This is a genomic window from Enterovirga sp. (assembly GCF_028290205.1).
Taxonomy (GTDB): domain Bacteria; phylum Pseudomonadota; class Alphaproteobacteria; order Rhizobiales; family Beijerinckiaceae; genus Enterovirga.
In genome coordinates this window covers 1-12,846 of sequence record NZ_JAQGKF010000082.1, presented here as the reverse complement: position 1 = coordinate 12,846, position 12,846 = coordinate 1, and the positions used below count along the sequence as shown (strand labels likewise).

The following is a 12,846-nucleotide window of genomic DNA, read 5'->3' as shown; positions in this document are numbered from 1 at the left end:
GGTCGGGCCGGGCGGGCGGCGGCCCGGGTCGGGGCCGCCTCGGCCGGGTCGGGCCCGAGATCGGGCACCCGCTTCGGCGTGGACAGGTCCCAGTTCTGGGTCCGCAGCGGGTCGCGCGCCGTGCCCTCCGACGCATCGAAGCTCCGGCCGACCCCACGCGGATCGCCATAGGCGGCCTGCGTTCCGGAAGGCGGCGCGGCGTCGAATTGGGTGCGGCTGTCCGCCGGGACCGCGGGACGGTCCACGGCGCCGGAACCGGGAGCAGCGACGTCGCGCTCACGCTCGATCTGCCGCCAGCGCGCGACATTGCGCTGGTGCTGGTCGTAGCTCTCGGCAAAGGCGTGCCCGCCCGTTCCGTCAGCCACGAAGAAGATGTCCTTGGTCTTGATCGGGTTCGCGACCGCTTCCAGGGCGGCGCGACCCGGATTGGCGATGGGGCCGGGCGGCAGGCCCTCGATCACATAGGTGTTGTAGGGGGTCGGACGGTCGATCTCGGCGCGGGTGATGCCGCGCCCGAGCGTGCCTTTGCCGCCGACGAGCCCGTACACGATGGTCGGGTCCGACTGGAGCTTCATCCGCCGGGCGAGCCGGTTCAGGAACACGCTCGCCACCCGGGGCCGCTCATCCGCCCGGCCCGTCTCCTTCTCAACGATGGAGGCCAGGATGACGAGTTCCTGGGGTGTCTTGAGGAGGAGATCCGGCGCGCGCCGGGACCAGATCCTGGCCAGCGCGTCGCGGCTCCCGGCCTGCATCAGATTGACGAATTGCTGCCGCGTCGTGCCCCGCTCGAACTTGTAGGTATCGGGCATCAGCGAGCCCTCGCGCGGGGTGTCGTTGACCGTTCCGGTCAGGATCTCGTTCTCCCGCACCCGCGCCATGATCTGCTCGCTGGTCAGCCCCTCCGGGATGGTGAACGTGTGCAGGATGGCCTTGCCGTTGATCAGGGTGTCGATCGCGGCCTCGATGCTGATTCCGGCCCGGAACAGGAACTCGCCCGCCTTCAGCTGCCCCTTGCTGCGGCTCAGATAGGAATAGAGCTCGAAGAGCGGCGCATTGGCGATGACACCTTCGCGGCTGAGCAGGTCGGCGATGTCGGACGTGCCGATGCTCTTCGGAATGAGCACGATCTTGTCCGCCGGAAGCGGCCCCGGCTTGTCGACCTGTCCCTCGAGCGCGAGGAGGCCGAAGACCAGGGAGCCGGCGAGAACCAGGGCGAAGGTCGTGAGGCCGCTCAGCAGCGACAGGAGCCCACCGCGAGGCCGGCGCACCCGCACGCGCGTCAGCGCAACCGGGGTCACCGCGTCATAGGGGCTCCGCGGGACGGCGCGGGTCGATGACGCCTGCGCGTCATCCACCGGTGCCGGGGGCTCCATCCGCCTCTTGCCGAACATCTCTCAGCCTCGCCCGAGCGGAAACGCGGCCCGCACACCGCGGTGTCGAGCTACGCGCGACCCTGTCTCTGCGCGCAATATGGCAAAATGCCGTGATCCAACCCTCAACGTGCTACGCCGCGCGGCGGAACACGAGAGAGGCATTCGTGCCGCCGAAGCCGAAGGAGTTCGACAGCACCGTGTCGATGCTCTTCGGCTTGGCCGCATGGGGAGCGAGGTCGATCGGCGTCTCGACCGAGGGATTGTCGAGGTTGAGCGTGGGCGGCGCCACACCGTCCCGGATCGCCAGGACCGAAAAGATGGCCTCCACCGATCCCGCCGCACCCAGAAGATGGCCGATGGCGGATTTGGTGGACGACATGGTGAGCTTGCCGGCCGCGTTGCCGACCAGCCGCTCCACCGCCTTCAGCTCGAGCTCGTCGCCGAGCGGAGTCGAGGTGCCGTGAGCGTTGATGTAGTCGATGTCGGACGGCGAAATGCCGGCCCGCTTCACGGCCGCGCTCATGCACCGGTAAGCGCCGTCGCCGTCCTCGGCCGGAGAGGTGATGTGGTAGGCGTCCCCGGATAGGCCGTAGCCGACGATTTCGGCATAGATGTGCGCGCCGCGAGCGACGGCATGCTCGTATTCCTCGAGCACCACGATCCCGGCGCCCTCGCCCATGACGAACCCATCCCGGTCCCGGTCATAGGGCCGCGAGGCGCGGGTCGGATCATCGTTGAAGCCGGTGGAGAGCGCCCGGCAGGCCGCGAACCCCGCGAGCGACAGACGGTTGATCGGCGATTCGGCGCCGCCGGCAACCATCACGTCGGCATCACCGAAGGCGATCAGCCGTGAGGCGTCGCCGATGGCATGCGCGCCGGTCGAACACGCCGTCACGACGGCGTGGTTCGGCCCCTTCAATCCATGCGCGATCGACACGTAGCCGGACGCGAGATTGATGATGCGGCCCGGGATGAAGAAGGGGGAGATCCGGCGCGGGCCCTTCTCGTAGAGGGTCACGGAGGCCTCGTAGATGCCGCCGATGCCGCCGATGCCGGACCCGATCACGACACCTGTCGCGATCTGATCGGCATGCGATTTCGGGTGCCAGCCCGCATCGTCCAGCGCCTGTTTGGCAGCCGTCATCGCGTACACGATGAACGGATCGACCTTGCGCTGGTCCTTGGGATCGACCCACTGGTCCGGATCGTACGTGCCGTCGCTGCCATCGCCGCGCGGAATTTCGCAGGCGATCTTGCAGGCGAGATCGGAGACATCGAAGCTCTCGACCCGCGCCGCACCGCTCTCGCCTGCGAGAAGCCGACGCCACGTGGCCTCGACTCCGCAGGCCAAGGGGGTGACCATCCCAAGGCCGGTAACCACGACCCGCCGCATCTCTTTCCCCGTGCCGCCGCGTTTCAGCTGGCGCGACGACTCGCGCGCGTCAGGCCGCCGCGTTCTTGTCCAAAAACTTGATCGCGTCCCCGACCGTCACGATCGTCTCGGCCGCGTCGTCCGGGATCTCGACGTTGAACTCTTCCTCGAACGCCATGACGAGCTCGACCGTGTCGAGGCTGTCGGCGCCGAGATCGTCGATGAAGTTCGCGTTGTCGGTCACCTTGTCGGCTTCCACGCCCAGGTGCTCGATGACGATCTTCTTCACCCGCTCCGCTGTGTCGCTCATCACTGTCCTCGCCATCGCGAAATCGGCCGCCCGCCGCGGCCCGGCGAGAATTCGACCAGACCGCCGGCAATGCAACGGCCCTGCCTGAATGGCCGTTGCAAAGCCTTATTTTCGCCGCCGGTCAAGCCCTGCACCGGGCGACCGCACGGCGATGCCCCTCAGAGCATGGCCATCCCGCCATTCACATGGAGGGTGTGACCCGTCACGTAGCCGGCCTCGTCAGAGGCGAGATAGCTCACGGCGGCCGCCACTTCGCGACCTTCTCCGAGCCGCCCCATGGGCACGCGCCCCAGAATGCCGGCACGCTGTGTGTCGTTCAGAACATCCGTCATGGGCGACGCGATGAAGCCCGGCGCCACGACGTTGGCGGTGATCCCGCGACTCGCCACCTCGGCCGCTAGGGCCTTGGTCATGCCGACAAGCGCCGCCTTGGCGGCCACGTAATTGACCTGGCCCGGATTGCCTGTGGATCCGACCACGGACCCGACCGACACGATGCGGCCGTGCCGGCGCCGCATCATCCCCTTCAGGGCCGCCCGGGAGAGCCGGAAAGCGGCCGTCAGGTTGACGGCCAGCACGCTGTCCCAGTCGGCGTCCTTCATGCGCAGCATCAGCCCGTCGCGGGTGACGCCGGCATTGTTGACCAGGATGTCGAGCTGCCCGCAGGCGGCCTCCACGGCCGGAACGAGGGCCTCCACGGCCTCGGGGTCGGACAGATCGCACGGAAGCACATGGACGCGGTCGCCCAACGCCCCGGCGAGCTCCTCGAGCTTTTCGCGGCGCGTTCCGGAGAGCGCCACGGTGGCGCCCTGAGCATGGAGGGCGCGGGCGACGGCGCCGCCGATGCCCCCGGTGGCGCCGGTGACGAGGGCCATGCGGCCGGACAGATCGAACATCGGCATCAGGCCTCCAAAAGCGCGCGCACGCCGTCCAGTTCCTCCGGCGCGCCGAAACTCGCGGCGCGGGTTCCTGGAGCGATGCGCTTGCTCAGGCCGGTCAGCACCTTGCCGGCTCCGAGCTCGATGAAACGGTTCACCCCGAGGGCCGCCATGGCCGCGACGCTCTCGCGCCAGCGCACCGTGCCGGTGACCTGGCGCACGAGCGCGTCCCGGATCGCGTCGGGGTCGGAGATGGGCGCGGCGGTCACATTCGCCACCAGCGCGATGGCCGGAGCGGACAGGGCGGTTCGGCCGAGCGCCTCCCGCATCGCCTCTGCAGCCGGAGCCATCAGCCGGCAGTGGAAGGGGGCGGACACGGCCAGCATCACGGCGCGGCGGGCACCCCGCCCCTGCGCGATCACCACGGCTCGTTCCACCGCCGTCCGGTGCCCGGACACGACGACCTGACCCGGCCCGTTGTCGTTCGCCACGTCGCAGACCTCGCCGCCGGACGCGGCCTCGCGGGCGACCTCCTCGGCCACCTCCCGGTCCAGCCCGAGAAGCGCCGCCATCGCGCCCATGCCGACGGGAACGGCCTTCTGCATGCTGTCGCCGCGGATCCGCAGCAGCCGCGCGGCATCGGTCAGCGAGAGCGCGCCGGAGGCCGCGAGAGCCGAGTATTCGCCGAGGGAGTGGCCGGCCACCACGCGGGCCATGCGGCCGAGATCGAGCCCTGCTTCGGCCTCAAGCACCCGCAGCGCGGCGAGGCTCGCGGCCATCAGGGCCGGCTGCGCGTTGGCGGTGAGGTTCAGCTCCTCGGCCGGGCCGTCCCGCATCAGGCCGGACAGGTTCTGCGACAGAGCGGAATCGACTTCGTCCAGGACCGCACGGGCGGCGGGGAACTGGGCGGCAAGCGCCGCTGCCATCCCGACACTTTGGCTTCCCTGCCCTGGAAACACGACGGCGAGCATGTGGCCTCCCGACCCGTGCTGTCCTGCCCCGGGTTTTCGGCGCAGGTCGCACCGCCCCGACCGGTAGTCAACCCGAGCGCCAGAGGGCGGCGCTCGCCTCCCGCCTCTTGTGACAGCGGCATGTCGTCCCGCCCAGGAACCCGGTGCTGAGCACCGGCATTCTGCGGACACGGGCGGCGATCCTGGAAGTCGGAGTCGGGACATGTCGATCAGAGCAATCAGCCTCGCAGGGGTGGCAGCCGCCACCCTGCTCGGGTCCACTTTCGCCATGACGGACAGCGCGGATGCGCGTCCGGGCTGGCGCGGCGGCGGCTGGCACGGCGGTTACGCGTATCGGGGCGGCGGCTATGGCTGGCGGGGCGGCTACGGCCATCGCCGCGGCGGCTGGGGTGGCGGCTATGCGGCAGCGGGCCTGATCGGCGGGCTGGCCCTGGGCGCGCTCGCGGCCAGTTCCTACCCGGCCTACGGCTATGGCGGCGGCTATTACCCGGCCTCGTATGGGGGGGGCTACTACCCGGTCTCCTACGGGGGCGGGTATTATCCGGCCTCCTATGGCGGCGGCTACTACCCGGCCTCATACGGCGGCGGCTACTACCGGCCGGTGTATCGCGGCGGTTATCACCGGGCCGCCTACCGCGGCCGCCACCATCACCCGGCTTCCTATGGGCGCTACTACGCGGCCTCCTACAGCTCGTGCTCGATCCGCAAGGAACGCGCCTGGGGGCCCTACGGCTGGCACGTGCAGAAGGTTCGCGTCTGCTACTAGGCGGCGCGCCTGCGGTGACACGCACGTCCGGGACTGCGCTCGGCGCCGCCCCGGGCGTGCGATCGCATGCCGGCTTGCTCCTTGGCCGGACAGGGTGTAGGGCTCCGCCATATCCCGTAAGATCGTCTGCGAAGGAGCCGCCGCATGGCGCGCGTCACCGTTGAGGACTGCGTCGACAAGGTCGACAATAGGTTCGAACTTGTTCTGCTCGCGAGTCACCGCGCCCGCCTGATCTCCTCCGGAGCGCCGCTCACCATCGATCGCGACCGCGACAAGAACCCGGTCGTGGCGCTGCGCGAGATCGCCGACGAGACCATCGCGCCGGACGATCTCAAGGAGCAGCTCATCCATTCGCTGCAGCGCTATGTCGAAGTCGACGAGCCGGAGGCCGAGACGGTGCCTCTGCTGGGCGCGGCGGCCGCGGCGGTGCCGGCTTCGTCCTCCGACGACAAGGACGTCCAGTTCGACAAGATGAGCGAGGAGGATCTCCTCCGCGGCCTCGAAGGGCTCGTGCCTCCGGCCGAGACCGACGACGAGGAAGGCTAGCGTCTTGCACGCGGTTCGAAGGGCTCGGCAGATCGCCGGGCCCTTTTTCGTTGTTGCGGGCCCGCCTCTTGCTTGGCACTAGCTGCCGGCGCTCTGCCTGACCGGAGGCCCACCCGCCCAAGATGATGCGGCAGTACGATCTCGTCGAGCGCGTGAAGCGCTACGATCCCGGCGCGGACGAGGCGCTACTGAACCGCGCCTACGTTTATGCGATGGTGGCGCATGGGAGCCAGAAGCGGGCGTCTGGTGACCCCTTCCTGGCGCATCCGCTCGAGGTCGCCGCCATCCTGACGGAACTCAGGGTCGACGCGGCTACCATCGTGGCGGCCGTTCTGCACGACACGGTCGAGGACACAGCGGCGACGCTGGAGGAGATCAACCGGATCTTCGGCACCGAGATCGGCTCGCTGGTCGACGGCCTCACCAAGATCAAGCGCCTCGACCTCGTCTCGCGCCAGGCCGCCCAGGGAGAGAATTTCCGCAAGCTCCTGCTGGCCGTCGCGGAGGATCTGCGGGTCCTCCTGGTCAAGCTCGCCGACCGGCTGCACAACATGCGCACGCTGGGCTTCATGCCGGCCGACAAGCGACGCCGCATCGCCCAAGAGACCCTGGACATCTACGCGCCGCTCGCGGGCCGCATGGGCATCCAGGAGATGCGTGACGAGCTCGAGGACCTGGCGTTCCGCAACATCAACGCGGAAGCCTATGGGACCATCTCCGAACGGCTGCGGGAGCTCGGGGCCCGCAACGTTAGCCTGGTCGAGGAGGTCGAGAGCGCGCTCAAGGCAAAGCTGGCCACGAGCGGCGTTCCGGCGGAAGTGGTCGGCCGGCGCAAGACGCCTTACTCGATCTGGCGCAAGATGGAGCGCAAGTCGATCGCCTTCGAGCAGCTTTCGGATGTGTACGGCTTCCGCCTGATCGTCGGCACGGTCGACGAATGCTATCGCGGCCTCGGCATTGTCCATACGGCCTGGCCGGCTGTTCCGGGGCGCTTCAAGGACTACATCTCCAACCCCAAGCAGAACGACTACGCGTCCCTGCACACGACCGTCATCGGGCCCCGCTCGCAGCGCGTCGAGCTGCAGATCCGCACGCGGGGCATGGAGGAGGTGGCGGAATACGGCATCGCGGCCCATCCCCTCTACAAGGACGGCGCATCCGGCCTGGCCTCGGAAAGCCGGGCCTACCAATGGCTTCGCCGCACGGTGGACCTCCTGGCGGAAGGGGACAGCCCCGAGGAGTTCCTGGAACACACCAAGCTCGAGCTGTTCCACGACCAGGTGTTCTGCTTCACACCGAACGGCCGGCTCATCGCCTTGCCGCGCGGGGGCAATGCGATCGACTTTGCCTATGCGGTCCATACCGACGTGGGCAATTCGGCGGTCGGCGCCAAGATCAACGGCCGCATGGCTCCGCTCTTCAACGAATTGCAGAACGGCGACGAGGTCGAGATCGTGCGGGCCGACGGCCAGGCCCCGCCGGCGGCGTGGGAATCCCTGGTGGTGACCGGCAAGGCCCGGGCGGCCATCCGGCGCGCCACCAAGGCTTCCACGCGCCGGCAATATGCCGGGCTCGGCCGGCAGATCCTGGAACGGGCCTTTGAACGCGCCGCCAAGCCGTTTTCGGACGAAAAGCTGCGCGGCGCCCTGCCCCGCCTGGCGCGCGCCTCGATCGACGACGTGCTGGCCGCGGTCGGTCGCGGCGAGATGTTCTCGGGCGACGTGGTGCGGGGCGTGTACCCGGATTACGTCGAGCGGCGGGGCGAGGCGGATGCCGGGCGCGCCGCGACGGCGCGGTCGAACAAGACGGGATCCGGCCCGGACGCGCTGCCGATCCGGGGCATCGATCCGGATCTGGCCGTGCGCTTCGCGCCGGACGGCGGCGCCGTGCCGGGCGATCGCATCGTCGGCATTCTGACCCCGGGCCAGGGCGTGACCATCTACCCGATCCAGAGCCGGGCGCTGGCCGATTTCGACAACGACCCCGAACGCTGGATCGACGTCCGCTGGGACGTCGAGGCCGGGGCCGGCCGCCGCTTTCCGGCCCGGCTCGCGCTCCATTCGATCAACGAACCGGGCAGCCTCGCGCAGATCGCTCAGGTGATCGCCGACCACGACGGCAACATCGAGAACATCTCGATGCACCGCCGCACGCCGGATTTCACCGAGGTCACGGTGGATCTGTCCGTGTTCGACCTGAAGCACCTGACGGCCATCGTCTCGGAGCTTCGCGCCAAGCCGGCCGTGAACCGGGTCGAGCGCGTCACGGGATAGCCCCGACGCGCCCCCGCCCGACCCCGCCTCAGCGCCCCGTCACAGCTCCATCTTCATGGCCTGGGGGTGGTAGCGGAAGCCCTCGCCCTGCCGGGCGACATGGCCGATTCCGGGCCAGGCGAAATGATATGCCAGAATGGGAATGCGGTTCGTGGCGAGCGTGGTGAGGAGCCGCACCCGGCTCTGGGCGGCCTGCTTCGGGTCGGTGTCGTAGGCGAACTCGGTCAGCGGCTTTTCCATCAGCAGCACCGGGTGGTGGGTGAGATCGCCGATATAGGCGAGGGATTCCTTGCCGCTGGTGATCATGAAAATGGTGTGCCCGACCGTGTGCCCGGGCGCCGCGATGGCCTGGATGCCGGGCAGGAATTCCTGGCCGTCCTTGAAGAAGACCATCCGGTCCCGGTTGGGCAGCAGGTTCTTTTTCGCCGTATCGTAGAAGACCTTCATGGCGGCAGGCGCCTTGCTGTCGTCCGTCCAGTAATCGAAATCGGCCTGGCTGATGTAGTATTGGGCGTTCGGAAAATTCCGCGACCCGTCGTCAGCCATGCAGCCCCCGCAATGGTCGATGTGGGCGTGGCTCATCACGACGGCGTCGATGTCCTTCGGGTCGATGCCGGCCTGCTTCATGGTCGCGAGCAGCTTTCCGGTGGAGGGCCCGAAGGTCTTCAGGCTGCCCATCCCCGTGTCGAACAGCACGGTCCGGTCGCCCGTGGTCAGGATCAGGATGTTCTGCTCCAGCACGGCGTTGTCGAGCGGCAGGAAGTTGTCCGTGAGCTGGCGCTCCATCTCGGCCGGGGCGAGGCCGGTGAAGTTGGTCTTGGGGTCGCCGAGCGGCAGGGTGCCGTCGGAGACGATCGTGCCCTGCGCGTCGCCGAGCTTCAGCCGATAGTAGTAGGGGGCCTGCGACGTCGCGAGCGGCGCCTTGGCCGAGGACGGGCCGGGCAGACCGACGGCCAGCGAGCCCGCGGCAGCCCCGGCCAGAAAGCCGCGACGCGGCAGCATGGCGGAACGGTGGATCATCAGGTCCTCCCCAGTGTGTTGGCCGGGGGAGGCTCCGCTCGCTTGATGTCGAAAGTGCGACAGGCTGCCGCGGCAGCGGCTGTGGCCGCGCCGCGTCAGGCGCCCCGCAGCGCCACCGCGGTCAGAACCGGACGGAAGCCCGAGGCGGGCAGGATCGGCGACGCGCCAGCCATGCTGGCCGGAGCGGCACCGGGCCGGAGCTGAATCGGCCGCGCCAGCAGCGCCGGGGCAAACACGGCCCGGAGCCCGCCTGAGGCCGGCCCAAAGCCGAGTTGCTGCACGGGCAGAGCCGCCAGAACCGGCTTCGGCCGAGCCGGCGTGACCACGATCTCGCGGCCGGCCAAGGCCAGCGTTTCCGGCCGGCTGACCGCCCCGACATGCACACCGCGACGCGACAGCGACGCGAAGGCTGCATGCATGCCGCCGTCCTCATAGGTGACCCGAACGGCCGCGATCCCGTCCGCCACCAGCGCGGCCGTCTTCTCGCTCTCCTGGGCGCGGCGCGCCTGGACCAGAGCTTCCCGGGCCGGGCTGCGGGACGGGCCGAAGCTGTAGCGCTTGCCCGTCACCCCGATCGCCAGGTCCTCGCCTGCCGCTTCGAAGCGGTCGTAGCCCTCCTTCAGCTCGCGCCAGAAGCCGATATGCTTCTCGGAGCGGGCCCTGGCCATGTTCTGAGCGGTGAGCCGGAACGGGAAGGAATGGAACTGAAAGGCGCGCTGCCCCCCCGCAAAGGCCTCGCGTGCCACGGCGTAGATCTCGGAGATCTGCTCGTCCGTCATGGCGAAGCAGCCGGCCGACGAGCAGGTGCCGTGCACCATCAGGTAGGAGCCCGTCCCGCCGTGCGCCCTGTCATAGGCGTTCGGATAGCCGAGATCGAAGGACAGATGGAACGAGGAGTTCGGGTTCATCTGCCCGGGTGAAACGGAGTAGAAACCCTCCGGCGTCTGGCGGTCCCCCGTCTTCTGCTTGGGGCCGAGCTGGCCGGACCAGCGGCAGATCGGATACGTCTTGAGCAGCACGTAGCGGCCGCTGCGGCTCATCTTCCAGAGCTCGATCTCGCCTTCCTTCTTGAAGGCCCGCATCAGGATCGGCGCGCCCGGATCCGTGTCGCGCGCCCTCATCAGCGCCAGCGTGGCGGCCGGAATCGGCACCAGGGCCTTCTCGGGGACGTTTGCCGCCGCCATCCCGCCGGCACCGGACAGGAACATGGCCGCAAGCGCGGCACGGATCAGCGCCTTCAACATCTTGCCCCGTACGCCTGGCCCGCTGCGATGCCGGCCCTCTCGACTGCCATCGGAATGGGGCGGGATTAGGAATGATTCGGTTTAACGGGGTCCTGCGGGACGGTTCGGGGCCGCGAAACCTTCGATCCGGCCGAGCAATACCCGCAGCGGGTCGGCCGCGAAGGCGCGGGTCATGAACTCGCCGTGGCTCACGGCAGCCGGGGCCGGCACGAAGCTGACGGTGCCCGGCCGCAAGCTCGGCGGCAGGCCCTCGCCCGTCTCGACGCCCCGATCCGCCAGCATGCGGCGGAACTCCGCGTTCTGCGCCTTCGAGGAGAGCGAATAGGCGCTCACGGCGAACAACGCCGAGCGCCTGGCCGCCACCACCTCGGCGAAGCGTTCCGCCTCGCCGTAGAGCGCATCCATGAGCAGGATTCCGCGGATGCGCTCCGCCGCGCCGCCCACATCCAGGCCGTAGGCCGCGGGCAGGTAGCCGCCGCTATAGGCGACAACGACCACCGGCAGGCTGCGGAGCCCCCGCTGCCCGGTGAGGTCGGCGAGCCGCGCCCCGGCCTCGTCCAGGAAGCGCCTGAAGGCGTTTGGCTGCCAGAAAGCGCCGGCGCTGGAATCCAGGGCGTCACGGGCGAGTTGCGGGGCCACCAAGACGGCGTTGAGCCCGGAGGCCGCGACCTGCTGCGGAATGTGCTGCTTGCGGCAGACGTCGCGGTCCAGAAGGGCCGAATTGCCGTGGAAATACACCACCATCACGGCCGGGCGGGCCGGGTCGAACCCGGGCGGCACGGACAGGAGGACGCGCCGGTCCGAATAGGTCGGGTCCTCCCAATACACCCCGCCCCGGGGGGAGGTGTGGCCGCGTCGCCCGTCCTCCTCCCGGTCGAGAAACGGGATGTTCTTGCCCGGGATCACACCGTCATAGGGAAACGGCGACGTCTGGAAGGGCACGAGCCAAGTGCGCGAGGCGCCGCAGGACAGCCGCTCCGCGGCCGCGATTTCGGTCCCCCCCGCCACCGCGACGGCGCCGACCAAGGCTGCCAGGAGGGCCCGGGCGGCCCGCCTCACGGCACCCCCGCAGCCGAGCCGGCCGGCGTGCGAAGCCCGCAGACGAACCCACTCGCCACCATGTCGGTGCTCCTCACCTCGTCCCCTCGCTTCGGGCCGGCGGCAGCTCGCGGCCTGTCCGGGCGTCGGGCCACAAGCTAAGCCAAGAGCTAAGAAGCCGTTAACCATGCAGGCCGACCATCCGGTGGGAATCATCGGCCGGACCGGCCACCGATCCGTCGCGAACTTGCCGGAATCGTCGTCCAGGACGCACGAACCGCCGTCCAGGATCGCGTCACGACGGTCCAGGCGGGCGAAGGGGCAGAACACGATGCAGCGATGGACGAGCGCGGCGCAGCCGCGCGCCGCAAGGTCATGGCGCGCCTGGGCCGCCGCTTTCGCGGCCGCGCTCTTGGTCGCCGGGGGTGCCTCCGCGGCCCGGGCCGCGACGAACGGAATCGTGATCGGCGACAGCCTCGGCGTCGGTGTGTCGATGGCGTCGGGATTAACCCGCCTCGCCCGCAACAGCGTAGCGATCCGCGGCGGGGCCGTCGTCAGCCAGATCCAGCAGGCCGCGCCGGGATCAGTTGTTTTCATGAGCCTGGGCACCAACGACGCGGTTGGGCGCGTCGACGGGCTCGACGGCGACATCGGCCGGATCGTGGCGGCCTCGCGCGGGGTCAAGCTCGTCTGGATCGGGCCCCCCTGCGTTTTGAAGGCCTGGGACAGCAACGCCGAGAGGCTGGACGGCATGCTGCGCGCCCGGCTGAGCGGCACGGGCGTGACCTACGTATCCATGCGCGACCCGGGGCTGTGCGCTCCGGGCAGCCGCGCCAAGGACGGCGTCCATTTCACCATGGCCGGCTACGGCATGATGTGGAGCAAGGCCCGCATGGCGGCCGGCTTCGAGGGCGGATCGCGGACGATGGTGGCCTCGGCCTCGCCCTCGCGCCGCGCCGCCAAGCGCCGCAGCGCCCGCCGCACCAAGCTCGCCAAGGCCACCACTGAGCCCCAGGCCGCCATTCCGTCCGGGGCGGCCACCGCGTCCGGGGCGG

The 12,846-nt window shown here is 69.6% G+C and carries 12 protein-coding genes; 4 read left to right on the top strand and 8 right to left on the bottom strand.

Annotated features, from left to right (window positions below):
* The 5 genes from mltG to fabD form a co-directional block, all read right to left on the bottom strand.
* The coding region (gene mltG / locus JWR86_RS05575) for an endolytic transglycosylase MltG (protein WP_299561900.1) at window positions 1–1,391 on the bottom strand (1,391 nt) is incomplete at its 3' end.
* A gap of 112 nt (window positions 1,392–1,503) precedes the next feature.
* Window positions 1,504–2,766 carry a beta-ketoacyl-ACP synthase II gene (fabF, locus tag JWR86_RS05570; RefSeq protein WP_299561898.1) on the bottom strand — a complete coding sequence of 421 codons (1,263 nt, stop codon included), beginning with the start codon at window positions 2,764–2,766 and terminating at the stop codon, window positions 1,504–1,506.
* A gap of 49 nt (window positions 2,767–2,815) precedes the next feature.
* Entirely contained in the window at window positions 2,816–3,055 is a 240-nt protein-coding gene (locus JWR86_RS05565; protein ID WP_299561896.1) for an acyl carrier protein, read from the bottom strand.
* A 158-nt stretch (window positions 3,056–3,213) separates the two neighbouring features.
* Window positions 3,214–3,951 (bottom strand): 3-oxoacyl-[acyl-carrier-protein] reductase, encoded by a 738-nt coding sequence (gene fabG, locus JWR86_RS05560; protein ID WP_299561905.1) that lies wholly within the window; start codon window positions 3,949–3,951, stop codon window positions 3,214–3,216.
* A 5-nt stretch (window positions 3,952–3,956) separates the two neighbouring features.
* Complete coding sequence (fabD, locus tag JWR86_RS05555; RefSeq protein ID WP_299561893.1) at window positions 3,957–4,904, bottom strand: ACP S-malonyltransferase; 948 nt, start codon at window positions 4,902–4,904, stop codon at window positions 3,957–3,959.
* 202 nt (window positions 4,905–5,106) lie between these two features.
* Between fabD and JWR86_RS05550 the strand changes: the two genes are divergently transcribed.
* From JWR86_RS05550 to JWR86_RS05540, 3 genes are all read left to right on the top strand, one after another.
* On the top strand, window positions 5,107–5,670 hold the full coding sequence (locus JWR86_RS05550; protein ID WP_299561891.1) for a hypothetical protein: 564 nt from the start codon (window positions 5,107–5,109) through the stop codon (window positions 5,668–5,670).
* Between the two features lie 144 nt (window positions 5,671–5,814).
* Window positions 5,815–6,216, top strand: a complete 402-nt coding sequence (gene rpoZ, locus JWR86_RS05545; RefSeq protein ID WP_299561889.1) for a DNA-directed RNA polymerase subunit omega — start codon at window positions 5,815–5,817, stop codon at window positions 6,214–6,216.
* Between the two features lie 122 nt (window positions 6,217–6,338).
* The gene (locus tag JWR86_RS05540; RefSeq protein ID WP_299561887.1) at window positions 6,339–8,489 is read left to right on the top strand and encodes a bifunctional (p)ppGpp synthetase/guanosine-3',5'-bis(diphosphate) 3'-pyrophosphohydrolase; all 2,151 of its coding nucleotides are present in this window, start codon (window positions 6,339–6,341) and stop codon (window positions 8,487–8,489) included.
* 39 nt (window positions 8,490–8,528) lie between these two features.
* On the opposite strand, the gene JWR86_RS05535 is transcribed toward JWR86_RS05540, so the two are convergent.
* The 3 genes from JWR86_RS05535 to JWR86_RS05525 all read right to left on the bottom strand — a co-directional run bounded on the left by JWR86_RS05535 (window position 8,529) and on the right by JWR86_RS05525 (window position 11,812).
* The gene (locus JWR86_RS05535; RefSeq protein WP_299561884.1) at window positions 8,529–9,509 is read right to left on the bottom strand and encodes an MBL fold metallo-hydrolase; all 981 of its coding nucleotides are present in this window, start codon (window positions 9,507–9,509) and stop codon (window positions 8,529–8,531) included.
* Between the two features lie 95 nt (window positions 9,510–9,604).
* Complete coding sequence (locus JWR86_RS05530; protein ID WP_299561902.1) at window positions 9,605–10,717, bottom strand: murein L,D-transpeptidase family protein; 1,113 nt, start codon at window positions 10,715–10,717, stop codon at window positions 9,605–9,607.
* A gap of 117 nt (window positions 10,718–10,834) precedes the next feature.
* Complete coding sequence (locus JWR86_RS05525) at window positions 10,835–11,812, bottom strand: alpha/beta hydrolase (RefSeq protein ID WP_299561882.1); 978 nt, start codon at window positions 11,810–11,812, stop codon at window positions 10,835–10,837.
* 310 nt (window positions 11,813–12,122) lie between these two features.
* Between JWR86_RS05525 and JWR86_RS05520 the strand changes: the two genes are divergently transcribed.
* On the top strand, window positions 12,123–12,846 hold a 724-nt coding region (locus tag JWR86_RS05520; protein ID WP_299561880.1), incomplete at its 3' end, for a GDSL-type esterase/lipase family protein.